Origin of the sequence: Hyunsoonleella jejuensis (assembly GCF_900111025.1) — a bacterium.
In the GTDB taxonomy this organism is placed as follows: Bacteria; Bacteroidota; Bacteroidia; order Flavobacteriales; family Flavobacteriaceae; genus Jejuia; species Jejuia jejuensis.
This window is the reverse complement of sequence record NZ_FOFN01000002.1, coordinates 215,757-239,963: the sequence shown is the minus strand read 5'-3', so window position 1 is coordinate 239,963 and position 24,207 is coordinate 215,757. Positions and strand designations below refer to the sequence as shown.

Here is a 24,207-nt window from a genome sequence, read left to right as displayed (position 1 = left end):
TTTAGATTTATTTTGTAGTATGCAAGACCAACTAAATAGAACCCTAAAAATAAAAGCAGTTCCGAAACGTATTGTTTCATTAGTACCAAGTCAAACAGAATTGTTGTGCGATTTAGGTTTAAAGGAAAATATTGTAGGGGTTACCAAATTTTGTGTCCACCCTAATAATATAGGATTAAACGCCACTATTGTCGGTGGTACAAAGCTCGTGCATATTGATAGAATAAAAGCGTTGCAACCAGACATTATTCTTTGTAATAAGGAGGAAAACACAAAGAACATTGTTGAAGCATGTGAAAAAGTATGTGAAGTTCACGTTTCTAATATTTTTACTTTAGAAGATAGTTTTGAACTTATAGCACAATATGGAATGTTGTTTAATGTAGAAGAGAAATCTGCAAATTTAATTGCTGAACTAAAAACTGAATTTAACAGTTTCAAAACATTCATACAGGAAAAGAACAGCTTGAAAACCTTATATTTTATTTGGAGATTGCCTTGGATGGTGGTTGGCAAACATACTTTTGTGGATTATTTGTTACAATTAAACAAATTTAAAAATGGCATGGAGGAAATACGTTATCCTGAAATTAGCTTAAAAAAAGATAACACTATAGAACTTGTGCTGTTATCCAGTGAGCCATATCCATTTACTGAAACGCATAAAAAAGAGCTAAAAAAATACTACCCAAAAGCAAGAATACTTTTAGTGGATGGGGAAATGTTTTCCTGGTACGGATCTAGATTAACAAAAGCCTTCGGCTATTTTAAACAGCTCCATGAACATCTTTAGAAAATTCAACCTTACTCATATCGTCTACAAAGTTTGATATGCGCTTTTCAATTTCCTTTAAATTAATAATCTTTTTGTTGTTGACCTTAATTTTGCCAACCTTACAGAAATGTGGACTCATAATCTTCTCTTTACTATAAATTACGAGCATTTACTTGATTTGGATGTAATGGTAACGTTAAATAAACGCTAAATGTCACATAGCCGTACGATGATAATCTCTAGTAAGATATTTTAACTTATTTAACTTGTTAAGAAGTTTTATGGCTTTATACTCGGAAACATCACTCAATGAAGCATCCGTTTGCCTAAAATTATAAGCTTCTTCAATTAGTTTCTTATACTTTTTATTGAGTTTAACTTGATGCTCTTGAATAGAATCTTCTTTTTTCATCTTGATGGTTAACGAGAGTAAGGCAATATAAATTATTTTTTGTTGAATAAAAAATGTATTGGATTGAACGCTTATAAAAATTTATATAAAAGCATAATTTTTTGTTAATAATGTAATGTATAATAATGTAATTTATCAATTTTATAACTAATTTAATATTTACTTGTGTGTTTTTTAATGAAACATTTACCAAAACTCTTCTTTTTTCTATTGATTACAATTGCATCATACGGGCAAACTCCTGAAGTTAATAATTGTAAATGCTGTACTGAAGCCCATGCTGAATTTGATTTTTGGATTGGCAATTGGTCGGTAACAAATCCTGATGGGTCTTTGGCAGGTACTAACGTCATTGAGAAAATTCAGGACAACTGCATTTTAAGAGAGAATTGGACTAGTGCTAAAGGTAAATATACCGGTACTAGTAATAATTTCTATAACCTAGCTAAAAAGCGTTGGGAGCAAATATGGATTGATAATCAAGGTGGGAGTTTACACTTAAAAGGAAATAGGGTGGGTAACCAAATGATTTTAAAGACTGATGTAGCCAAAAACGCAAAAGGCGAATCTTACTATCATAAAGTGACTTGGACATTAAATAACGATGGCTCTGTGCACCAATATTGGGAGACAGTTACAAACGACACATTAAAAACAGTAGCATTTGACGGCTTGTACAAAAAAACCGAATAATAAAAGTAAAGTTCCCTGTTGATCTGAACTTGTTATAGTTTTTGAAAGAACATCGGAATGACACTCAATTAGAATTTAATTATCCTGAAGCGCGAAAACACGTTTTAATAAATCTGTAGTTCTAGAGCCAATTTTAGTTCTAATCTCTTTTTCTTCCACTGCAATCATGGTATAAACACCTTTTAGGGCTTCGTTTGTAACGTAGTCTGTCAAATCTGGATTTACATCATTTGTAAAAGGAAGAGTGTTGTATTTGTTAATCAAATTATTCCAAATGTCATCGGCGCCAACTTTATTAAAGGAGTTTTTAATTACTGGATTAAATTTATCGTAAAGTGCAGTTTGTGTTTTTACCGTTAAATATTGGGTAGCGGCATCGTCATTACCCAGCAAAATATTTTTAGCATCGTTAAACGTAATACCTTTTACAGCATTTACAAAAATTGGCGTTGCTTCTTTTACAGCGTCCTCAGCGGCTCTATTTAATACCTTTAAACCTTCGTCGGCTAATTTGCTCAAACCAATATCTCTCAATGCTTTATCTACTTTTCTTAGCTCTTCGGGCAAAAGAATTTTAACCAATTCATTTTTATAGAATCCATCTTTTTGGGTGAGTTTGGTTACTTGCTTATCTATTCCAAAATCTAAGGCTTGTCGCAAACCTGAGCTTATTTCAGTATTTGTAAGCACACCGCCTTGAGGTAATTGATCTATTACACCTTGCAGTTCAGCACACGCCATTACGTTGAAAATTAAAAAAACAGAAAGAATTTTTCGTATCATGATATTTGGGTTTTGTGCTTCAAAGATACATTTCTGTATTAAAAGAAGATAAAGACATCCAATATAAAGTTAGAACCTTCTCCAGTAAAGACTGAATTCACGCTTCAATTAATTAGACTATTATTTGGTAATGAGGTTCTAATGGAAAATTAAGAAAAAATTACAGTCTTGTTATTATAAACCATTACTTTTCGTTCGGAATGTAACTTTATGGCATTGGCTAGAACAATTTTTTCTAGGTCTCTACCCTTTGCTATAAGGTCTTTTATGGTATAGGCATGGGTAACTCTAGAGACGTCTTGTTCTATAATTGGACCTGCATCTAATTCCTCAGTAACATAATGGCTTGTGGCCCCTATAATTTTCACACCACGTTCATAGGCAGAGTGGTAGGGTTTGGCGCCAACAAATGCAGGAAGGAACGAATGGTGAATATTTATAATTTTATTGGGATACTTATCGATGAGTTTAGAAGATACTATTTGCATGTATCGTGCTAAAACGATAAAGTCAATGCTATTTGATTCCAGCAATTCTAACTGTTTTTTCTCTGCGTTGTCCTTGGTGTCTTGAGTAACGGGAATATGATAAAATGGAATATTAAAGCTATCTGCGATAGGCTTTAAATCAATATGGTTGCTAATAATAAATGCGATCTGCAAATTGAGTTCACCTGAATTATATCGTCCTAAAATATCGTATAAACAATGGTCGTACTTCGAAATAAATAAAGCCATTTTAGGTTTTTTATCCGAAGAATAAATACGCCACTTCATTTCAAATATATCGGCCAACTCTTTTTTAAAACACGTTTTGAAGATATCGGTAGAAAAGTCGTCATTCAAAAATTCACTCTCAATGCGCATAAAGAAAATATCTTGTTGTCTATCCACATGCTGGTCTAGATATACAATATTGCCATTTTTTTTCGCTATGAAATTGGTAACGGAGGCCACTATATTTGGACGATCTTTACAATGAATTAAAATAATTATTTTCTTCATGAGGCGTTATTTAGCGCCTCAAAAATAAATAAAAACAAATTCGAGACTAGTTTTCAAATAAATTTTGCAATATGTATCTTAAACTCTTGTTTTTTTTGAATTATCCGTAAATTGCGGTGAATAAACTAATTATTTTTCAATAATGAATCAGCAAACGCCCTATAAACCAAAGCATAAAATAAGAGTTGTTACAGCAGCATCACTTTTTGATGGTCACGATGCCTCCATAAATATTATGCGTCGTATTATTCAAGCTACTGGTGTGGAAGTGATTCATTTAGGGCATGATAGGAGTGTTGAGGAAGTTGTAAATACTGCAATTCAAGAAGATGTTAACGCGATATGTTTAACCTCTTATCAAGGCGGACATAACGAGTATTTTAAGTACATGTTTGATCTTCTGAAAGAAAAAGGTGCGGATCATATTAAAATTTTTGGCGGTGGCGGTGGTGTTATTTTACCATCTGAAATCAAGGATTTGATGGATCATGGTATCACCCGTATTTATTCTCCAGATGATGGTAGGGAAATGGGATTACAGGGTATGATAAATGATTTGGTTGAAAAGTCTGATTTCGCAATTGGTGATGAATTAAATGTTGAAATTGAAAATCTTAATAAAAAGGATAACAAGGACATTGCAAGAGTTATATCTTCTGCTGAAAACTTTCCTGATGTAGCAAAAAGTACATTGGCTAAAATTAAATCAAAGAATGAAAATTCTAATATCCCTGTTTTAGGAATTACAGGAACCGGTGGTGCTGGAAAGTCGAGTTTAGTTGATGAATTAGTACGACGATTTTTAACTGATTTCCCAGAAAAAACCGTTGGTATTATTTCTGTTGATCCATCGAAACGAAAAACAGGAGGTGCTTTATTAGGGGATAGAATCAGAATGAATTCCATCAATAACTCAAGAGTTTATATGCGTAGTTTGGCTACACGTCAATCTAATTTGGCATTATCTAAACATGTAAACGAAGCTGTTGAAGTTTTAAAAGCAGCGGAATTTGATTTAATAATATTGGAAACTTCAGGGATAGGGCAGAGTGATACCGAAATTATTGAACATTCTAATGTGTCACTATATGTAATGACTCCAGAATTTGGAGCTGCTACGCAACTAGAAAAAATTGATATGCTAGATTTTGCAGACATTGTAGCAATAAATAAGTTTGATAAACGTGGCGCGCTAGACGCATTGCGAGACGTTAAAAAACAGTACATGCGCAATAATAATCTTTGGGATACACCTCAAGATGAATTACCAGTATTTGGCACCATTGCTTCCCAGTTTAATGACCCAGGGATGAATACACTCTATAAAGCGGTTATGAACACACTGGTTGAAAAAGCCAATGCGAATTTAAAATCCTCATTTTCTATTTCGGAAGAAATGAGTGAAAAAATATTTGTTATTCCTCCATCCAGAACACGTTATCTTTCTGAAATAGCGGAAAGCAACAGGGCGTACAATAAAAATGTGGATGAACAGGTAGAAGTTGCCCAAAAGTTGTTTGGTATTTTTAAAACGATGTGTTCTGTTGTTAACGTGTCATCAAGGGCAATCGAGAAGTCTTTTTTAGTAAAAACAGGTTTAAATACTGATGAAATCTTAGATAAAGTTCACAAAGACGACCAACACTTTTTAGAGTTATTAATCGCTGAATTTGATAAAGTAAAAATGAATCTCAATCCGCACAATTGGGAATTATTAATACATTGGGAAGACAAAGTAAATACATACAAAAATCCCATCTATAGTTTTAAAGTAAGAGATAAGGAGATAAAAATTAATACACATACTGAATCTTTATCGCATACCCAGATTCCTAAAGTGGCGCTCCCAAAATACACAGCGTGGGGTGATATTTTAAGATGGTGTTTACAAGAAAATGTACCTGGGGAGTTTCCTTATACTGCGGGGCTATATCCTTTTAAGCGTACTGGGGAGGATCCTGCCCGAATGTTTGCTGGTGAAGGTGGTCCAGAACGCACAAACAAACGTTTTCATTACGTGAGTGCAGGTATGCCAGCAAAACGCTTATCTACAGCTTTTGACAGTGTAACGCTTTATGGTAACGACCCAGATATGCGTCCAGACATATATGGGAAAATAGGAAATGCAGGTGTATCCATATGTTGTTTAGATGATGCCAAAAAGCTCTACTCGGGCTTTAATTTAGCAGATCCAATGACCTCGGTAAGTATGACGATTAATGGTCCAGCACCTATGCTACTAGGGTTTTTTATGAACGCAGCCATCGATCAACAGTGTGAGATTTATATCAAAGAGCACGGGTTGGAGAAAGAAGTAGAATCCAAAATTCAAAATATTTATAAAAACAAGGAACGTCCTAGATACAATGGTGAATTACCGGAAGGAAATGATGGTTTAGGCTTAATGCTTTTAGGGGTTACTGGAGATCAAGTACTTCCAAAAGCGGTGTATGATAAAATCAAAAAAAGTACCATCGCTCAAGTTAGAGGAACTGTTCAAGCCGATATATTAAAAGAAGACCAAGCACAAAATACCTGTATTTTTTCTACCGAGTTTGCGTTGCGCTTAATGGGCGATGTCCAGGAATATTTTATCGAAAATAACATTAGAAACTTTTATTCTGTTTCCATTTCAGGGTATCATATTGCTGAAGCAGGGGCCAACCCAATTACACAATTGGCATTAACCTTATCCAACGGTTTTACGTATGTAGAATACTATTTAAGCAGAGGCATGGATATTAATAAATTTGGGCCTAATTTGTCTTTCTTTTTCTCAAATGGTATCGATCCTGAATATGCCGTTATTGGTCGTGTTGCTAGAAAAATATGGGCTAAAGCGCTGAAAGATAAATATGGTGCAAATCCTAGAGCGCAAATGTTGAAGTATCATATACAAACTTCTGGACGCAGCTTACACGCTCAAGAAATTGATTTTAATGATATAAGAACAACGCTTCAAGCGCTTTACGCCATTTATGATAATTGTAATTCATTGCACACCAATGCTTATGATGAAGCCATAACTACACCAACGGAGGAATCGGTTCGTCGTGCTATGGCTATTCAACTGATTATTAATAAAGAGTTAGGATTAGCTAAAAACGAAAACCCAATACAAGGCGCATTTATTATTGAAGAATTAACCGATTTGGTAGAAGAAGCGGTATTATTGGAATTTGATAGAATTACGGAACGTGGCGGTGTTTTAGGTGCTATGGAAACTATGTATCAACGCAGTAAAATACAAGAGGAAAGCCTGTATTACGAAACCTTGAAGCACAATGGAAAATTTCCAATAATTGGTGTAAATACATTTTTAAGCAGTAAAGGGTCTCCAACAATTTTACCTCTGGAAGTAATACGAGCCACGGAGGAAGAAAAGCAACTTCAAATTAAAACCTTAGAAAATCTTCATGATAGGAATAATACAGAATCGTTACTCAAAACCCTGCAACAAACTGCCATAAATAATGAAAACCTATTTGAAGCATTGATGGAAGTTTGTAAAGTCTGCTCTTTGGGTCAAATTACAAAAACACTGTTTGAAGTAGGCGGACAATATCGAAGAAATATGTAGTTTCTAAGCAACCATTGCTGCGTTTCAACATCTAATGATATAAATGTAATTGTAATGAGGTATTTAGTCTTTGTGTTTTTTGGGGTTGCTATATTTAGTTGTGTATCAGATGAGGCTAATCCATTAAATGAAATTGGGGTTTTAGGAAAGTGGCAACTTATAGAGCAGCTATCAGACCCCGGCGATGGTAGTGGCACATTTCAACCTCTAGATAGTCAAAGAACTATAGAGTTTTTTAGTGATGGCAGTGTGACAATGAATGGAAAGCTCTGTGTGATGTCTACTGCTGTAGGAGATGTGGAAATGGGAACATACCAAATAACAAGTAACCCCAAAGCAGATACTACCTATGATGGCGAAATTATACCCAATACATGCAACTCTCGTTCTGTAAAGTTATATTTTGATTTACCCTTAAACGGTGATTTAATTTTGTGGTACCAGTGTATTGAATCTTGCGGGCAAAAGTTCGTAAAATTAGATTAGAGTGTTAACATCCAATGATGTTGTAACTTTTTAAATTTCTTTAGTTCTCGTCTTAAAACAGGTAAAAAGTCTTTTCCGTTGCTGTTGCTTTTTTCTAAACGATATGAGTTTTTATAAAGCATGTTAGTCAATCTTCTCAAAGACGCCACATGCCTGTGTTTACGATCTGAATAACGCTCGCGTTCTGCATTTTCAATTTCTGGTGCTAATGAAACAGACTGCTGTACAATATCACCAGAAAAGTAAATATTGATGTCTTCAGAACCATCATCATTCAAAGAAGATAGGTCTTGATTTAAATATGAAGAAATGCTTTGAGACAATGCAAAAATCTCAATGGCTTTTTGATAAATCGGCAATTCCGATAGATTTACTGGGGTATTATGCATTTTATTTATTTTCATTAGCAATTACACCAAAATTAGTCACTAGGATTGAGATTCAACTTTAATATTTAAAGTAAAAGTGTATATTTGCTTTAATTGTTATGTTTTATTGGTTAAATATCTTTAAATGCACATTGACACTCTTAATAAAAAGATTTTAAAGTGTTTACAAGAAAACGCTAGACAGTCCAACGCTGAAATTGGAAGGCAAGTTGGTATAAGTTCGCCAGCCGTATCTGAACGTATTAAAAAAATGGAAGATATGGGAATTATTGAAGGCTATAAAGCGCTTGTTTCTCCATTTGAAATTGGCTATCAGCTAAGAGCAATTATTACGCTAAGGGCATTTATGGGAAAATTAAAACCATTTTTGGATAAAGTAAAATCTCTTGATGAAGTTGTTAATTGTTACAGAATAACAGGAGATGAAAATATTGTGATGGAAGTTGTGCTAAAAGATAATAAGCACTTGGAGTCATTTATTGATAACTTAATCATTTATGGCGAATCTAAAACACAAATTGTGCTGTCCAGAGTCGTTAAGCAAAAGGAAATCATTCCAATTAAATAATGAGTTGTTTTTAAAACCCCGATTACTATAGGGAATACTCTGAATACCTGAAAATCAACTAATGCGCCAAGGTGGATTTTTTCTATTTTCACCTGCTTTGTATAAGATGATAAGATTTCCATCTAAATCTCTTAAATGAGCTTCTCGCCATAACCATGGTTTATTTTCTGGTAAACGTTCAAAACTGATACCCTTTGCTTGAAGTTGAGCAACTAAGTCGTCTAAATTGGTATCTTCAAAATAAATGGTAATACCAGTTCCTCTATATAATTCTTCTACGTGATGGATTGAAAAGGTGCTATTGCCGTTTGTACATTCAAAACGTGCATATTTTGGTAATGTTTTAACTATTAATTTTAAGCCCAGTGTTTCATAAAAATCAATAGCTTTCTCAACATCTAAAGAAGGCACAGTAATTTGATTCAAATCCATAATTTAAAGAGCTAGAGTTGTTTCAATATGTTCTGCAATCTGTTTTGCATGTATTCGGCTGTTCTCAATAAACCATTTGTGCGTTTCCATACCGCCACAAATTACACCAGCGAGATACACACCTTTAATATTGGTTTCCATGGTTTTATCGTTATAAACGGGGAGGCGCTTTTCATCAATAGATTGCTTAACCCCTAGTTGATTTAGCAATTCAAAATTAGGTTTATAACCTGTGAGGGCTATTACAAAATCATTAGGAATAGTTTTTATGCCCTCGGGAGATGTGAAGGTTACTTCATTTTCTTTTATTTCGGAAATTTCAGCGTTAAAATAGGCTTTTATACTGCCTTCTTCAATGCGATTTATTATATCGGGTCGTACCCAATATTTTACACGCTTTCCAATGCCTTCACCCCGGATAATCATCGTAACATTGCCGCCCTTTCTATAAATTTCTAATGCAGCATCCACAGAAGAGTTACTTGCTCCAACTACTACAACATCCTGCATGGCGTAAGGATGTGCTTCCTTATAATAATGTGTTACTTTTGGCAAATCTTCACCTGGTACATTTAGTAAGTTAGGAATATCATAAAAACCTGTGGCTAAAATAATGTTTTGGGTTTCATAACTGTTTTTGTCTGTTGCAACTTTAAAATGAGCACCAACTTTAGAAATGGCTTCGACAGTTTCAAAGAGGTTAATATTAATATGGTTTGAAGTTGCAACACGACGGTAATATTCCAAAGCCTCATCACGATTTGGCTTGGGATTTTTGCTTATAAATGGAGTACCATCAATTTCTAACTTTTCAGATGTGGAAAAAAACGTCATATTCTTAGGGTAATTAAAAAGGGAGTTGGTAAGCGCTCCCTTTTCTATAATTACATAATTCCAGTTTCGTTTTTTACATTCTAAGGCACAAGCAATTCCTATAGGCCCACCGCCGATTATGATAACATCTTTCATTACACCGTCTTTCTTTTTCTACTTAAATATAGTTTTAAAATGAACAATAAAAATACACAAATACCGCCTATTGCAGTAATAATGTACCAAGTATTATCATAGTCTAACCTTGCAACCAGTTCCATGCCTGTTTTATGGCTAAAAATATGCGACAATGAAAACGCAATGGTGTACAGCGCCATATATTCTCCTTGGTTACCCTTGCTTGCCCTATCATACGCAAGTGCATTAGAAAACGGGAAAGCAATCATCTCGCCAATGGTCATAAGCAACATACCGATAATGAGTACGCCACTCCAGCTTGTAAAATTTAGCACTAGAAAACTTAATGCTGTTAAGAAAGCTCCTAGTAATACAAAGAATATTTTAGATAAACCTGTGTTTTCTAACCAGCTAATTAACGGCATTTCCAAAAGAAAAATCACGAAACCATTCATACCTAAAAGTAGTCCTATTTCAATTTCGGTTAAAATATGTCTATCTCTATAATAAAGCGGCATTGTAGAGAAGTATTGCAAAAAGACAAACCCGAATAAGAACATGGCACCCAGAAATAAAATAAAGGCTTTGTCGCTGTAAGCCGATTCTGGATGGTCAACTTTTACGTCATCATGAACTCTAGATTTCTTCGGATTCAAAACCATAACCAATAAAATAGTAGCTAAAATACAGGTAATGCCATCAACCCAAAACAAGCCGCCATAACCTATTGAAGCGATGATTAATCCGCCAACAGCGGGTCCTGCCGAAAACCCCAAGTTAATAGCCAACCTAATAAGGGTAACACTGCGGGTTTTATTTTCTGGTTTGCTGTAGGCACTCATGGCAACAAACATTGCAGGTCGAAACATGTCTGCGACTAGCATCACCAAAAATATGCCCAAACACATACTATAAAATGTATGTAAAAATTGCAAGGCAATGAATAAAACACCTGTACTCAATAAACTTCTTACCATTACTTTGTAATAACCAATTTGGTCAGTCAATTTGCCTCCTAGCCAAGATCCGGCAACTGAACCTAAGCCAAAACAGGCCATTACAGTTCCTACATTGCTAAACGTAAAATTTAAATCTTCGGTTAAATACAAAGACAAGAACGGAATTACCATGGTACCAGCTCTATTAATTAGAGTTATTAAAGCAAGCCACCAAACTTCTATTGATAAACCTTTAAAGGTATTTAGGTAATTGTTAAATAGTGTTTTCATTAATTCTAAGTGTAATTTTTCTACATAAATTGATTTTTGTAAGGTTGAAATGTTCATAAAAACAAAAAGTCCGACTTTATGAAGTCGGACTTTTATAATATCTGTAAGCGTTTATCTATAGCATCACAAAACATAATAAATCCGTCTTCCTTTCTTTAAAGAAGAGGTCCATTGTTTTCTAAAAATTGTGACGTTGTAACGCATTTTATTTCATTTGAAAGTTCAAATCTAGATAAAATATTTGTAAGTTGTATTTTTACCATAAGAATTTTTAGAATGAAACAATCAGTTTTAGCAATGTGCCTTTGTGTTTTATTAACGGCCTGCGGCAGTAGTTTTCAAGGCTTTTATAACAATCATAAGTCAGATTTGGGCGCAACATCTTTTCAAGTACCCAATTTTATGAAAGCCGTTTTAAGCAATATTTCACCAGGAGTAAAACACGCCATTGGGAATATTTATGATTTTAAATACATCACCTTTAAGGATACAAATGTTTTAAAACGTCAAACTTTGATTACCGAAATGAATGCTGTGACCAACAGCGGCTATTTAGATGTTTACAGGAAAAATGATCCAGACCATACAAGAATTATTTCAGTTCGCGAAGCCGGAGCAGTCGTTACAGATGTTATTATTTTCAATAGTTCAGCATCCGAAACCACTGCCTATTATCTACAAGGCAATTTTAATCCAGAAAAGATTAAATCCTTTGCTGATGAGGATACCTTCAATGCATTTTCTAGCGATTTACTACAGAACTATAATACAAACCTAAATCCATCATTTAATCCAGGAAATTAATGGAAACAGGAAATATTTTAGTGGTAAAATTATTTGGGCGTTACCCCGCACGTTCGCTGTGGCTCTCAAAGCGCGGGGTCGGGCTTTCCGCGCTACACGGTAGCTTGCTGCAATCCCTAACGCGGGCATACCAGCCAGCAATGAGCAAAGCCCTAATATTATTAATGTTTGGATTGACTTTATTCTGTAGCAGTTGCTCGCAAAAAAAACGACCCATACAGGGAGACACCGAATTTCAAAAAGAACTTAACGCCTTTTTTAAAGATGCATCCACATCCCCATTAAAGAAAAAAGACAGAAAGAATTTTGAAGGTTTAGACTTCTTTAAGTTCGACTCAGCGTATGTAGTCGATGCTCGTTTTAAAAGAACGCCAGAAGAGCAACCTTTTGAAATGAAAACCACTACCGACCGCAGACCAATGTATATAAAATATGGCGAAGTCACATTCCAGTTAAAAGGAGAGACCTTTACCTTGGATGTATTTGAAAATCTTGATTATAAGGCAGAGGAAGATTATGAACCATTCCTTTTTCTGCCATTTTTAGATGAAACTAACGGACTAGAAAGCTACGGCGGCGGACGCTATATAGATACCAAAATGCCAAAAGGCAACGCATTAACCATTGATTTTAATCGCGCCTACAACCCGTATTGTGCGTATAACGATAAATATTCTTGCCCAATCGTGCCACGACAAAACTATTTAAAAACTAGAGTAGAGGCAGGTGTTAGGGATTTTGAGAAACATTAATTTATTGGAATAGTTTATAAACTCTATTTTTTTTTGTGATGGTGCTCAGCATTATGATAATGCGCTCTTATTAAATCTTTCCCAAAATCGCCATCAAAATCTCGCCACACCGTATGAATATGATTTGCGCCACTTTGCGTATTATCGAATTCAATTAAAAATGATTTTCCTTGAATTCTATAATAATGTCCAATGCCTTTAACTTGTGCACCGGCCCAAGCAAACTTGATATATTCAAACTCTTCTTTATTAATTTTTTGTTCACGTGCTACAGCTAAATCTTTAGGAATTGAACTTAAATACAATCTCAGTATATCTCGCAATAAATCTTTTTGTCTTGAATCCAATTTGTTTGCCTCAATTCCGAAAGGCTCCAAAGGCTTTACTTCAGTCTCATTACGAGTTAAAACATCCGGAAAAGCAACGTTTTCAAAAATCACCTCATTTTTTTGACTGTCTGTAAGTGTATTTAAAAGTTCAAAAGCTAAATCTTCTTCTTTTCCAAGCACTCGTTCACCCTTTCTTTTCCCTTTTGGAATAGTTCCAGGGTTGGCTCCGAAAAACCGTGGAGTTGTTGCTAAGGTTCCATTCGCTACTGTAAAATTTAATGATAAATGATGCCCTTCAAAAGACCATGCCCATAAATTATCTGTTTTAGGATTGCCATAAACAGAGAAAAAATAAGCCCCAGTATTCCTATAAGCGGGATCGCCGCCTAATTCTACCAAAACATTTTCTAACGCTATAATGTCCTGAGTTTTTTCATAACCAGACTTGCTTAGGAAGGATTTGAGCATATTAGAAAATGCTTTTTTTTGGATATCGTTTAATTCACCAATTTTTAAACCTTTTCTTGGCCATGATGCAGCAGGTAAATAATGCCATTTTTTTCTAGAGGCGTCATCAAATGGCATTAGTACTTGGCTTAACTGATTTTCATCGAGGGTATCTAAAAACTTGGTCGTTTCATTGGTTTTGTTTAAACTGATAAGACAAACTGCTATTATTACAAATGATAAAAGTGAAATTAGCTTTTTCATGGTTTTCATGGAATAGATAAATTAGTTTGTTTGTGGGCTAGCTAGATATAGCTAGTTCTAAATATTAATAGATTCTAAGTTAAGCTTTTTTCAGGATAATTAATGCGTTTAAGACTTAATCAAACTTTACTCCACCAGATACATCCCCGCAAAAACCGCCAAAAAACCTACAATAAAACTCGCAATAGTATATATAGCAAAACTTGTAAAATCTCCAGATCTTAAAAACACGTGGTTTTCATAAGCAAACGTAGAGAATGTAGTGAAACCACCACAAAAGCCAGTGGCTAAAAGTAAGGTTTGGTTTTGGGTTAACGAATCGTTTTTAGCAGCTAATCCCAAAATAATCCCAATAAGTAAACTACCTAAAATATTAGCTAAAAATGTTCCGTACGGTATACCACTCTCTGTACTATTTAAATACTTACCAATAACATAACGCAGCACACTTCCAATGCCACCTCCTAAAAACACAAACAACAATTGCTTCATAAGCTATTTTAAGGCAATATAAATTTCAGTTAACCAATCTGCAGGATTTGGATGTTCCATGGGGTCGTTGGTATAAGCTTCAAGCATTGGCCCGTTTTCATCGGTTTGCAGCCCGTTGTCTGCAATATATTGCATTGCCGTTTCCCATGCCTCTTTTAAGTTATCATAATTCCCAGTAAGCGTTGTTTTTAAAGCTTTAAATGATTTTAATTGTCCTGTTAAAATATCAGGTTCTGTAGAAATAATTCTCGAGGTTGTTGGGATACAGCATGAGAACATCACGGTATTATGAACTTCATCCCACTTATGATAGTAGTTAAACGGTGCACCAGCCATTTTAATATTATGCTTCATGGCATAATCGCCCAATTTTGGCATCATTTGCTGAATGTGTTTAGGCATATCAGGAATTTTACACGATATGGTATTGTAAATGTAAAATCCACCACTGTGTTCGGTAACACCATTAACAGTAATGCTGTATTTTTTCATATCCGCTACCAAAATACTGTCTAATTTTTCTAAACTACGTTCATAATGAGGCCCAATTTGTTGTTCCATGCCTCCCATAAACGTTGAAAACGCTTTAAACGCAAACGGTAAATCTTTACCAGAAATAGTCCATGTAGTTTCGGTAGTGCCATCTGTATTGGGCATAAACTTCCAAGTTATATCAGATCCCGGAAAATCTGCAAATTGCATTTCTTGGTGTATGGATTCGTTAGGAATAGCCTTTATGGTTGTCATTGTGCCAACACCATCTTTATCCTCCCATTTGTAGGAACCTCCAATCCCTGAGGTTTTTTCGGGGAGTGTTATCGTCATGTCAGGGTCTTCTTCAGCCCAAGAAGACCAAGCTTCCCAATTTTTATAATCAATCACATTATCATATACAACAGGGGCGGGTGCATTTATGGTTTTAGTTCGGGTAACTTCAAAAGAATTTGGTTGTACTGCAATATATATTGCCAACCCAATTATTCCAATGAGTAGCAAAAAGAAAATGTACTTTAATGCTTTCATTTTTATAGGTTTAGTTTGTTTAAAACAAATATAGTTATTTTTAAAATTTCGATTAATAAATTATTACATTTGTTATCCTAAAATTAGATTTTCAATAACTAAATATTGAATTTTTACTTTAATCAATAATCAAAATCGGATAATTGACTCAAATTCTGAAAATAATTCAAAACAAACATAATTATATGAAACTAAAATCTTTACTACTGTTTATGGTAGCATTACTGGTTTTGTCTTGCGGAAATGACAAAACAGCTACTAAGGTAATTAATAGCGACACTGAAGTCACCAAAGATTTCGATTACAATGTAGAGCAATTTGCCGATATTAAAATATTGCGTTACCAAATTCCTGGTTGGGAACAATTAAGCTTAAAAGAGCAAAAATTGGTGTATTATTTAACGCAAGCTGGATTAGCTGGTCGTGATATCATGTGGGACCAAAATTATCGTCATAACCTTAAAATCAGAAATGCTTTAGAGAACATTTATAAAAACTATAATGGCGATAAAATATCAGAAGATTGGGCTGCTTTCGAAACCTATTTAAAGCGTGTGTGGTTTAGTAATGGCATTCATCACCATTACTCGAATGACAAGCTGAAACCAGGATTTTCTGCAGAGTATTTAAATGAGTTATTAGTAGCAACAAATACAACGTTAGAAGGTGAACCTTTCGATGTGATCTTTAATGACAAAGACGCTAAAAAAGTAAATCAAGCGAAAGGGGTGGATAACGTAGCCTTATCTGCGGTAAATTTTTATGGACCAAATGTTACGAATGCTGATGTTATTAATTACTACAAGCAGAAAAAATCACCAAATCCAAAGAAGCCTTTGTCTTTTGGCCTAAACTCCAAATTGGTTAAAGAAAATGGTGTTTTAAAAGAACGTGTATATAAATCTGGTGGGTTGTATGGTGAAGCCATAGACGAAATCATTAAATGGCTGGAATTGGCAGAAGGTGTTGCCGAAAACAAGGCACAAGGTGATGCGCTTGGTTTGTTGATAGATTATTACAAAACAGGAGATCTACAAACTTGGGATGATTATAACGTAGCTTGGACTGCTGCTACTAAGGGTAATATTGACTATATAAACTCTTTTATTGAAGTATATAATGATCCGCTTGGATATAGAGGCTCTTACGAAACCATCGTACAGATTAATGATTTTGACATGTCCCAAAAAATGAAAGTGTTATCGGATAACGCACAGTGGTTTGAGGATAATTCAACATTGATGGATGAGCACAAAAAGAAAAATGTTGTTGGTGTAACGTACAAAGTTGTAAACGTGGCTGGAGAAGCTGGTGATGCATCTCCAAGTACGCCAATAGGCGTTAATTTACCAAATGCCAACTGGATTCGTGCCGCAGTAGGTAGTAAATCTGTTTCCCTTGGAAATATTATTAACGCTTATAATAATGCCGGAAGCACAGGACGTTTAAAGGAGTTTGTGCATGATGAAGAAGAGTATGAATTAGAAAAGAAATATGGTCAATTGGCAGATAAATTGCATACAGCTTTACATGAGGTTATTGGTCACGCTTCTGGACAGTTAAATCCTGGAGTAGGAGAGACCAAAGAAACATTAAAAAATTATGCCTCAACTTTAGAGGAAGGTCGTGCAGATTTAGTGGGGCTCTATTACTTGTATAATCCTAAATTACAGGAACTAGGTTTAGTTGACGATTGGAAAAAGGTTGGAATGGCAGCTTATGATGGTTACATAAGAAATGGCTTAATGACTCAATTGATAAGACTAAATTTAGGCGATGATGTTGAAGAAGCACACATGCGAAATAGACAATGGGTATCTGCTTGGGTGTTTGAAAAAGGACAAAAAGATAATGTTATTGAAAAGGTAACCAAGGATGGTAAAACCTATTTTAATATTAAGGACTACGATAAGTTACACAATCTATTTGGACAATTGTTACGCGAGACACAGCGTATCAAATCGGAAGGTGATTATGCAGCTGTTGAAGCATTGGTTGAGACTTACGGTGTAAAAGTAGATCAAGAAATTCATGCAGAAGTTCTAGAACGTAACAAGCAGTTTACCTCTGCGCCCTATAGTGGTTTTGTAAACCCTATTTTGGAAGCAGATAATGAAAATGGTGAAATTACTACAATTCGTATTGAGCAACCTAAAACATTTGCTGAACAAATGCTAAACTACAGTGAAAACTACAGCTATTTGCCAGAAGTGAATTAAGATTTAACCGCTATAAAATCAAAAAACAGAACCTAAATTAAGGTTCTGTTTTTTTATTAACACTAAAAGCTAAAAGTATTAAGTTCACAACAATGAGTAAGCTAATTATTAGTAATATCTTCATGTTGATTTGCTGCTGATGTTATTATTAGGATGTAATTTTTTAAAAAAGGTTGCGTGAAATCATTCTATATTTTAATAAATACTAGAAAAAATCACAATTCTCTTTTGTTATATAACAAGTGAGCAGAAGAAATTCCCAGTAAGATGGAGTTTATTTAAACAAAAACTTGATAGCGGCAATAAATAAAATAAACGAAATAAAGGCGATAAGTATCCAAATGCTACCAGCGTAAAAACGTTTATGTAACTTTAAATCCTTGCGGTAAGTGAAACCAATAATAATGGCAAAGACCACAAAAAATATAATTCCGAAAATGATTTGACCGTTACTGAACATATATTTACTTTTATGCAAATTTAAGTAAAATACAACAGATGAAAAACAAAATTGAAGCGGTAAAAGCATTTCATGCAGCTTTTAAAATAGGACATAGGGAAACACCAAAAGCAGATTTAGGATTAGCAAAAAATGTACTACGCTATAAATTGATGCGAGAGGAAAACGAAGAGTATTTTGATGCTGCAAATAATAATGATTTGGTAGAGGTTGCTGATGCTTTAGGTGATATGCTTTATATACTGTGCGGTACTATCATAGAGCACGGATTGCAACATAAAATAGAAGAAGTGTTTGATGAAATTCAACGCAGTAACATGAGTAAACTTGGGGAAGACGGACAACCTATTTACCGTGAGGACGGTAAAGTCCTTAAAGGTCCAAATTATTTCAAGCCAAATATTAAAGCTATTTTAGAGAAATAACTTTGTCATTTAGAATAAAAAAAAAGAGGAGCAATTTGCTCCTCTTTTTTATAAGTTTGAGTATCACTCTTCCTTTGGGAGAGGATAGGAGAGGGCTGTTATACCTTATATCTCCATCCAAATGGATCTTCAGCTTTATTAGTTTGAATATCCGTAATACGTTTCTTTAAATATTCCGCATAAGTACTTTCTAGCTTAGGTAAGTCGTAATCTACACCTTTATAACCAAAACCAGAAATAGGCGAAATTACGGCAGCAGTACCTGCACCAAACATTTCTTTTAATGAACCATTTTTAGCGGCATCAACAACTTCAGATACCGTTAACTTTCTAACTTCTACAGGAATATTTTCACTTTCAGCTAGCTGTATAATACTTTTACGTGTAATTCCGTCCAAAATTCTATCGCTTGTTGGTCCAGTAATTAACGTATCACCTATACGAACAAAAATGTTCATCGCACCAGCCTCTTCTATATATTCGTGTTTATGGTCGTCTGTCCAGATGACTTGCTGGTAACCCTTTTCCTTTGCTAGTTGTGTTGGGTAAAACTGACCCGCATAATTTCCACCAGCCTTAGCAAAACCAACACCACCATCTGCAGACCTTGAATATTTTTCTTCAATTAAAACCTTTACTTCTCCTGAAAAATAAGAACCTGAAGGCGCTGTACAAATAATAAACTTGTATTCGTCGGCAGGAGAGGCATGAAACCCTTGCCCTGACGCAAACATAAACGGACGAATATATAGCGAGCTTCCATCTTTTGTTGGAATCCAATCTTTATCTAATTGTAATAATGCAACTAAACCTTCCATAAAATATGCTTCAGGTAACTCTGGAATTGCCAAACGTTTCGCTGATATATTTAAACGTTTACAGTTATCCTCAGGTCTAAACAACCAGACATTGTCAGCATCATCTTTGTAAGCTTTCATACCTTCAAAAATAGATTGTCCGTAGTGGAAAATCTTAGCCGATGGATCTAAAGTTAATGGTGCGTAAGGCATAATTTTAGGCTTATGCCATTTACCATCTTTATAATCGCATACGAGCATGTGGTCTGAAAATACACTCCCAAACTTCAAATCGTCAAAATCCACGGCATTTATTTTGCTGGATTTCGTTTTTATAATCTCAATGTCGTTGATTATAGTACTCATATCTTGCTAATTTAGCTTACAAATTTATAAAATTCATTCTCAAAAAAGCGGTATATTTACATAAATGCTTTAAAATTAAAATTTTCATATTATGAGATTCGTAATACTATTGATAATCTGTGGTTTAACACTAAGTTCTTGCAAAAAGAAATCAACCGAAACCAATACTGAAACTAACCAAAATAGCGATATTGCGTATGTATCTTTCGGTAAAGAAATCGTTTCTAACGATGCTGTTATCGCCAAATCTATGGCAGCGCATTATGCTTCAATGGCAGAAGGCGATAGTATCGATACTAAGATGAAAGCAAAGGTGAATAAAGTTTGTCAAGCCAAAGGATGTTGGATGACTTTAGATTTAGGCGAAGACAAAGAAGTCATGGTGAAATTTAAAGATTATGGCTTTTTCGTACCAAAAGATATTGCCGGTAAAGAAGTTGTGATAAACGGTAAAGCTTATATAAAAGAAGTTTCAGTTGATGAACAGCGCCATTACGCTGAAGATGCAGGTAAGTCTGCCGAAGAAATTGCAGAAATAACAGAACCTAAGCGCACCTATTCTTTCGAAGCCGATGGTGTTTTAGTGGCTCAATAAATTTTGTGGCCTTGAGGGATTCTGAAGTATGAAGAATTGTATCAAAAGGCGGGCGTTACCACAAGGGTCGGGCTTTCACTACTCGCTCTCTGCGAGGAGCTCAAACAGACCGTTCAATCCCTAACGCAAAAGAAACATTTTGCATTTGTAGTATAACATGAAACGTGAAATTATAATTACCGCCGATGGGTCTTCAACCATTCATATTCCAGAATGGAACGAACAATATCATTCCAAACATGGCGCCATACAAGAAGCATATCACGTTTTTATAAAATATGGGTTACATCAGCTTTGTCATCCTGAACTTGTTTCAGGATCTATAAAAAAAAACCAATCCAATGTCACTTCGAGCGCAGTCGAGAAGTCTCAAAGCATTTCCATTTTAGAAATAGGTTTTGGTACTGGTCTCAACGCTTTCATCACCTATTTAGAAGCCGAAAAGCTTAACCTAAATATTGACTATGTTGGAGTAGAAGGTTACCCTTTAGCATCTAATGAAATAAAACATCTTAATTACCTTTCAGAATTAAAGGCAGATAGCAGAGCAGAAGTATTCCAAAACATGCACAATTCAAATTGGGAAAAGCAGTTTAATTTAAGTCAAAGTTTTCAGTTGACTAAACAGCAAAAAATGTTTGATGAAATAAGTGATGAAAATAAATTCAATCTGGTTTATTTTGATGCATTTGGAGCCAGAGTACAACCCGAACTGTGGACTGAGGCTATATTCCAAAAAATGTACGTAGCTCTAAAGCCAAAAGGTGTTTTAGTAACCTATTCAGCAAAAGGTAGTGTGCGTCGCGCAATGCAATCCGTAGGTTTTACAGTAGAACGATTACCAGGGCCTCCAGGAAAGCGAGAAATGCTTCGTGCAACAAAATAAATTGTAGTCTTAAAAACCTTTACAAGAAAATTAAAAACTTCAAACGATTTCTGTTAAACCTAACTTAAACTTTCGGTCTTAGCCTATACCATTTCGTAAATTTATACAAAAAAGAAGATGCGCGTTTTAATTACAGGAGCTACGGGATTGGTCGGACAGGAAATTGTCAAACGCTGTCATGCAAAAAACATACAAGTCAATTACCTCACAACCCGCAAATCTAAAATCTCTCAAGATGACAACTACAAAGGATTCTACTGGAATGTAGATACTCGAGAAATAGATATAAACTGTTTTAAAGGTGTTGATGCTATTATTCATTTAGCTGGAGCCTCAATCTCAAAACGGTGGACAGAAGCTTATAAAAAAGAAGTTATTAATAGTAGAGTAGAGAGCACTCAATTACTTATTGATACTTTAAAAGGTGAATCGCATAACATAAAACAAATTGTGTCAGCAAGTGCTATTGGAATTTATCCAGATTCATTGACTAATTATTACGATCAAACCCATAAAGAGGTTAGCAATTCATTTCTTGGAGAAGTAGTGCAAGCTTGGGAACAAGCCGTTGATGGTTTTTCAAAAGTAAATATTAAAGTCTCGAAAGTTCGCATTGGTTTGGTGTTGTCAGATAAAGGAGGTGCGCTAAAAGAAATTACAAAACCAATAAAGTTTGGTGCAGGTGCAGCTTTTGGAAGTGGAAAACAATGGCAGTCATGGATTCATATTGAGGATTTATCACGTGTATTTGTATTTATTTTAGAGAATGATTTAGAAGGTGTTTACAACGGCGTTGCACCTAATCCTGTTACGAACAAAGAGCTTACAAAAACAGCGGCAAAAGTGCTTTGTAGACCTTTATTTCTACCAAACATTCCAAAATTTTTAATGAAATTAGTTTTAGGAGAAATGCATATCATTCTATTTGAAAGTCAGCGTGTGAGCTCTAAAAAAATAGAAAGTAAAGGGTTTGAGTTCGAGTATAATTATTTAGAGCAAGCCTTAAAGGATTTATTAGGTTAAATTAAAATTACAAATAAACATTTGTAATTAATCTGGAAACTGTAGGATGGTCGCTTCCACCGGCGGGCTCAATAGTAATGTTCAAAGATGCAGCATCTTTAATATAATTCATGGCTAATAATTGAGTATCTTTATTGATAACACCCATATTAATCATTTCCCCATCAACATCTGCCCACATTTGGTAGTCGTGTTCTGCATCTAATTGTGGTAATTCTGCAGCATTTACGATTACTTTTTTATCTCTATGATTCACATAACTTACCACTTTGGCCTCAGGTGAAAGAGCGTTCCCTTCTAGGATGTATTGTTTTGTGTCTGTTGAATTTAAAATAGCTAAATATGTAGATGCACTTTCTAAGTTGGTAGTTAAGCCTTCAATATCTTTCAATAAAATAGAATTTTTTTCTTTTGCGATTTGCAATTGTTGCTTGGTATCATTTAGTTGCGAGTACATCCAAACACTTCCCATAATCATGATAGCTGCAATACTAGCTGCAATTGCTAAATAAGATTTAAAAGGAGTTTTATTTTGTAAAGGCAGTACTTTTATATCGGTACCTTTTATGCTGTCCATCAAATTAGCTTTCACCATTTTTGGAGGATTAATAGCATTATCAAAAGCCATGGTTTCAAAACTGGCTTCAACAATTTTAAATCTTGCTTTTAATTCTTCATCTTCAACCAATAAGCGTTCTAGGGCCAACTCTTCTTCAATACGGAGTTCGCCTAATAGATATTGCTCTATGATTCCGTTTTCCAATATGTAGGCTTTATCCATCATCGTATCACTTCAATTAAAATCAATAACCATACAATTGCCTTGTCGTAACTTAGCTTTAACTTTTTTAAGGCTTGTTTTATATAAGATTTAAAGGTTCCTAATGGCACATCCATTTCTTTATGTGCTTCTCTATGTGTTAAACCATTAAAAAAGACTAATTCCAAAGCTTTTTTATGATGCGGTTCTAACTTATTTAAATATCCTTTAAGTTGAAACGTATCAACTTCATCTTTTAATGTTTCGGTCTCATCTTTATATACACTTAAATCTTCGGTTTGGATGAGCTTTTTTTTCGATCTTAAAAAATTTAATGTTTTATTCTTCGCAATCCTATATGCCCATGTGTAAAATTTACCCTTTTCAGGATTATATTGATGTGATTTATCCCAAATAGTTAAAAACGTGTCTTGTAAAATGTTTTGAGCATGCTGTTCATCCTTGCACATTCTAAAAATAACGCCATAAATAGCAGGTGCATAGGCATCATAAAGTTGAGATAAGGCAGCTTCATCCTTGTTTTTAAGATTTGAAATAAGTATCTCGTTATTGTGCATAAATGTTAAAGATTTCCCAAAAAGCAGGATGGGTTCATCCAGCGGAAACAAACCTGTGTAAATATAAATGAAAGCACTTCAAAAAACGAAAAAAGTGCAATTTAGTTTAACCAAAAAACAAAATTATTATGAAAAAGTTAGTATTTATTTTAACCACGGTAGTAGCATTAACAATAAGTCAGTTCGCCTCTGCTCAAAAAACAATTGTCGATGTAGCCGTTGGAAATGAAGATTTCTCAACCCTAGTGGCAGCTTTAAAAGCAGCCGATTTAGTAGGTGCATTACAAGGTGATGGTCCTTTTACTGTATTTGCTCCAAATAACGCTGCATTTGGAAAAATTGATGCGAATACATTAAACTCTTTATTAAAGCCAGAGAATAAAAAAGCCTTAACCAATATCTTAACATATCATGTTGTATCTGGAAAATTAGATGCTAAGGCAGTAGTTGCAGCCTTGAAGAAAAATAAAGGCATGGTAACGTTGAAGGCGCTTAACGGACAAGAATTAACCGTAAAGCAAAAAGATGGAAAAATATGGTTGAAAGACCAAAACGGAAATTACAGTGAAATAATAATGACAGATGTGATGGGAAGTAATGGTGTTATTCATGTAATTGACACAGTAGTGATGCCTAAGTAATTGGGAAGAAACTGTTATGAAAAGGAAGGCGCCCTATGTTATAG

Annotated in this window: 27 protein-coding genes; 13 read left to right on the top strand and 14 right to left on the bottom strand. The window is 34.6% G+C overall.

The window, feature by feature from the left end; all coding sequences use genetic code 11:
* The first annotated feature begins 19 nt into the window (after nucleotides 1-19).
* Entirely contained in the window at nucleotides 20-793 is a 774-nt protein-coding gene (locus tag BMY39_RS07805; RefSeq protein WP_092579166.1) for an ABC transporter substrate-binding protein, read from the top strand.
* Here BMY39_RS07805 and BMY39_RS15070 read toward each other — a convergent pair.
* Both BMY39_RS15070 and BMY39_RS07800 read right to left on the bottom strand, forming a co-directional pair.
* A complete protein-coding gene (locus BMY39_RS15070) occupies nucleotides 768-914 on the bottom strand; it encodes a hypothetical protein (RefSeq protein ID WP_218140998.1) in 147 nt (48 codons plus the stop codon). The genes BMY39_RS07805 and BMY39_RS15070 overlap by 26 nt on opposite strands.
* A 75-nt stretch (nucleotides 915-989) precedes the next feature.
* A complete protein-coding gene (locus BMY39_RS07800) occupies nucleotides 990-1,187 on the bottom strand; it encodes a Lacal_2735 family protein (protein WP_092578295.1) in 198 nt (65 codons plus the stop codon).
* 177 nt (nucleotides 1,188-1,364) lie between these two features.
* On the opposite strand from BMY39_RS07800, the gene BMY39_RS07795 reads away from it, so the two are divergent.
* Nucleotides 1,365-1,880: a hypothetical protein gene (locus tag BMY39_RS07795; protein ID WP_092578293.1), complete on the top strand. Its 516-nt coding sequence runs from the start codon at nucleotides 1,365-1,367 to the stop codon at nucleotides 1,878-1,880.
* 75 nt (nucleotides 1,881-1,955) lie between these two features.
* Here BMY39_RS07795 and BMY39_RS07790 read toward each other — a convergent pair whose 3' ends face one another.
* Both BMY39_RS07790 and purU read right to left on the bottom strand, forming a co-directional pair.
* On the bottom strand, nucleotides 1,956-2,663 hold the full coding sequence (locus tag BMY39_RS07790; RefSeq protein ID WP_092578291.1) for a DUF4197 domain-containing protein: 708 nt from the start codon (nucleotides 2,661-2,663) through the stop codon (nucleotides 1,956-1,958).
* A gap of 149 nt (nucleotides 2,664-2,812) precedes the next feature.
* A complete protein-coding gene (purU, locus tag BMY39_RS07785; protein ID WP_092578289.1) occupies nucleotides 2,813-3,667 on the bottom strand; it encodes a formyltetrahydrofolate deformylase in 855 nt (284 codons plus the stop codon).
* Between the two features lie 142 nt (nucleotides 3,668-3,809).
* Here purU and BMY39_RS07780 point away from each other — a divergent pair, with 142 nt between their 5' ends.
* Together BMY39_RS07780 and BMY39_RS07775 are read left to right on the top strand one after the other, a co-directional pair.
* Entirely contained in the window at nucleotides 3,810-7,247 is a 3,438-nt protein-coding gene (locus BMY39_RS07780) for a methylmalonyl-CoA mutase family protein (RefSeq protein WP_092578287.1), read from the top strand.
* Nucleotides 7,248-7,301: 54 nt separating this feature from the next.
* The gene (locus tag BMY39_RS07775) at nucleotides 7,302-7,733 is read left to right on the top strand and encodes a hypothetical protein (RefSeq protein WP_143064753.1); all 432 of its coding nucleotides are present in this window, start codon (nucleotides 7,302-7,304) and stop codon (nucleotides 7,731-7,733) included.
* On the opposite strand, the gene BMY39_RS07770 is transcribed toward BMY39_RS07775, so the two are convergent.
* Nucleotides 7,730-8,122, bottom strand: a complete 393-nt coding sequence (locus tag BMY39_RS07770; RefSeq protein WP_092579164.1) for a hypothetical protein — start codon at nucleotides 8,120-8,122, stop codon at nucleotides 7,730-7,732. The two genes, BMY39_RS07775 and BMY39_RS07770, sit on opposite strands and share 4 nt — an antisense overlap.
* A 124-nt stretch (nucleotides 8,123-8,246) precedes the next feature.
* Between BMY39_RS07770 and BMY39_RS07765 the strand changes: the two genes are divergently transcribed.
* Nucleotides 8,247-8,690, top strand: coding sequence for an Lrp/AsnC family transcriptional regulator (locus BMY39_RS07765; protein WP_092578283.1), 444 nt, complete (start codon nucleotides 8,247-8,249; stop codon nucleotides 8,688-8,690).
* 54 nt (nucleotides 8,691-8,744) lie between these two features.
* On the opposite strand, the gene BMY39_RS07760 is transcribed toward BMY39_RS07765, so the two are convergent.
* From BMY39_RS07760 to BMY39_RS07750, 3 genes are read right to left on the bottom strand one after another with little or no spacing between them, the layout of a single operon-like run.
* The gene (locus BMY39_RS07760; protein ID WP_092578281.1) at nucleotides 8,745-9,122 is read right to left on the bottom strand and encodes a VOC family protein; all 378 of its coding nucleotides are present in this window, start codon (nucleotides 9,120-9,122) and stop codon (nucleotides 8,745-8,747) included.
* Between the two features lie 3 nt (nucleotides 9,123-9,125).
* Complete coding sequence (locus tag BMY39_RS07755) at nucleotides 9,126-10,091, bottom strand: YpdA family putative bacillithiol disulfide reductase (protein WP_092578279.1); 966 nt, start codon at nucleotides 10,089-10,091, stop codon at nucleotides 9,126-9,128.
* Nucleotides 10,091-11,302 (bottom strand): MDR family MFS transporter, encoded by a 1,212-nt coding sequence (locus BMY39_RS07750; protein WP_092579162.1) that lies wholly within the window; start codon nucleotides 11,300-11,302, stop codon nucleotides 10,091-10,093. The genes BMY39_RS07755 and BMY39_RS07750 overlap by 1 nt, the downstream gene beginning before the upstream one ends.
* 276 nt (nucleotides 11,303-11,578) lie before the next feature.
* Here BMY39_RS07750 and BMY39_RS07745 point away from each other — a divergent pair, with 276 nt between their 5' ends.
* The gene (locus tag BMY39_RS07745) at nucleotides 11,579-12,106 is read left to right on the top strand and encodes a DUF4252 domain-containing protein (protein WP_092578277.1); all 528 of its coding nucleotides are present in this window, start codon (nucleotides 11,579-11,581) and stop codon (nucleotides 12,104-12,106) included.
* Entirely contained in the window at nucleotides 12,106-12,858 is a 753-nt protein-coding gene (locus BMY39_RS07740; RefSeq protein WP_317039333.1) for a DUF1684 domain-containing protein, read from the top strand. The genes BMY39_RS07745 and BMY39_RS07740 overlap by 1 nt, the downstream gene beginning before the upstream one ends.
* A gap of 23 nt (nucleotides 12,859-12,881) precedes the next feature.
* On the opposite strand, the gene BMY39_RS07735 is transcribed toward BMY39_RS07740, so the two are convergent.
* From BMY39_RS07735 to BMY39_RS07725, 3 genes are all read right to left on the bottom strand, one after another.
* Nucleotides 12,882-13,898: a DUF3500 domain-containing protein gene (locus BMY39_RS07735; RefSeq protein ID WP_177176568.1), complete on the bottom strand. Its 1,017-nt coding sequence runs from the start codon at nucleotides 13,896-13,898 to the stop codon at nucleotides 12,882-12,884.
* A 126-nt stretch (nucleotides 13,899-14,024) separates the two neighbouring features.
* Nucleotides 14,025-14,390 carry a fluoride efflux transporter CrcB gene (crcB, locus tag BMY39_RS07730; protein ID WP_092578273.1) on the bottom strand — a complete coding sequence of 122 codons (366 nt, stop codon included), beginning with the start codon at nucleotides 14,388-14,390 and terminating at the stop codon, nucleotides 14,025-14,027.
* A 3-nt stretch (nucleotides 14,391-14,393) separates the two neighbouring features.
* Nucleotides 14,394-15,413, bottom strand: coding sequence for an SRPBCC family protein (locus tag BMY39_RS07725; protein ID WP_092578270.1), 1,020 nt, complete (start codon nucleotides 15,411-15,413; stop codon nucleotides 14,394-14,396).
* A gap of 185 nt (nucleotides 15,414-15,598) precedes the next feature.
* Between BMY39_RS07725 and BMY39_RS07720 the strand changes: the two genes are divergently transcribed.
* Nucleotides 15,599-17,632, top strand: a complete 2,034-nt coding sequence (locus BMY39_RS07720; RefSeq protein ID WP_092579158.1) for a dipeptidyl-peptidase 3 family protein — start codon at nucleotides 15,599-15,601, stop codon at nucleotides 17,630-17,632.
* A gap of 498 nt (nucleotides 17,633-18,130) precedes the next feature.
* Nucleotides 18,131-18,517 (top strand): pyrophosphohydrolase domain-containing protein, encoded by a 387-nt coding sequence (locus BMY39_RS07710; RefSeq protein ID WP_092578266.1) that lies wholly within the window; start codon nucleotides 18,131-18,133, stop codon nucleotides 18,515-18,517.
* Between the two features lie 98 nt (nucleotides 18,518-18,615).
* Here the strand turns inward: BMY39_RS07710 and BMY39_RS07705 are convergent, their stop codons facing one another.
* Entirely contained in the window at nucleotides 18,616-19,680 is a 1,065-nt protein-coding gene (locus tag BMY39_RS07705; RefSeq protein ID WP_177176567.1) for a branched-chain amino acid aminotransferase, read from the bottom strand.
* A gap of 91 nt (nucleotides 19,681-19,771) precedes the next feature.
* Here BMY39_RS07705 and BMY39_RS07700 point away from each other — a divergent pair, with 91 nt between their 5' ends.
* The 3 genes from BMY39_RS07700 to BMY39_RS07690 all read left to right on the top strand — a co-directional run bounded on the left by BMY39_RS07700 (nucleotide 19,772) and on the right by BMY39_RS07690 (nucleotide 22,184).
* The gene (locus tag BMY39_RS07700; protein WP_092578264.1) at nucleotides 19,772-20,275 is read left to right on the top strand and encodes a DUF4920 domain-containing protein; all 504 of its coding nucleotides are present in this window, start codon (nucleotides 19,772-19,774) and stop codon (nucleotides 20,273-20,275) included.
* A gap of 157 nt (nucleotides 20,276-20,432) precedes the next feature.
* Nucleotides 20,433-21,161, top strand: coding sequence for a tRNA (5-methylaminomethyl-2-thiouridine)(34)-methyltransferase MnmC2 (gene mnmD / locus BMY39_RS07695; protein ID WP_092578262.1), 729 nt, complete (start codon nucleotides 20,433-20,435; stop codon nucleotides 21,159-21,161).
* 117 nt (nucleotides 21,162-21,278) lie between these two features.
* Nucleotides 21,279-22,184: a TIGR01777 family oxidoreductase gene (locus tag BMY39_RS07690; RefSeq protein ID WP_092578260.1), complete on the top strand. Its 906-nt coding sequence runs from the start codon at nucleotides 21,279-21,281 to the stop codon at nucleotides 22,182-22,184.
* Nucleotides 22,185-22,191: 7 nt separating this feature from the next.
* Here BMY39_RS07690 and BMY39_RS07685 read toward each other — a convergent pair whose 3' ends face one another.
* Both BMY39_RS07685 and BMY39_RS07680 read right to left on the bottom strand, forming a co-directional pair.
* Nucleotides 22,192-22,968, bottom strand: a complete 777-nt coding sequence (locus BMY39_RS07685) for an anti-sigma factor (RefSeq protein ID WP_092578258.1) — start codon at nucleotides 22,966-22,968, stop codon at nucleotides 22,192-22,194.
* The gene (locus tag BMY39_RS07680; RefSeq protein WP_092578256.1) at nucleotides 22,965-23,522 is read right to left on the bottom strand and encodes an RNA polymerase sigma factor; all 558 of its coding nucleotides are present in this window, start codon (nucleotides 23,520-23,522) and stop codon (nucleotides 22,965-22,967) included. Before BMY39_RS07680 ends, BMY39_RS07685 begins: the two co-directional genes overlap by 4 nt.
* A gap of 128 nt (nucleotides 23,523-23,650) precedes the next feature.
* On the opposite strand from BMY39_RS07680, the gene BMY39_RS07675 reads away from it, so the two are divergent.
* Complete coding sequence (locus tag BMY39_RS07675) at nucleotides 23,651-24,163, top strand: fasciclin domain-containing protein (RefSeq protein WP_092578254.1); 513 nt, start codon at nucleotides 23,651-23,653, stop codon at nucleotides 24,161-24,163.
* Nucleotides 24,164-24,207 lie beyond the last annotated feature (44 nt).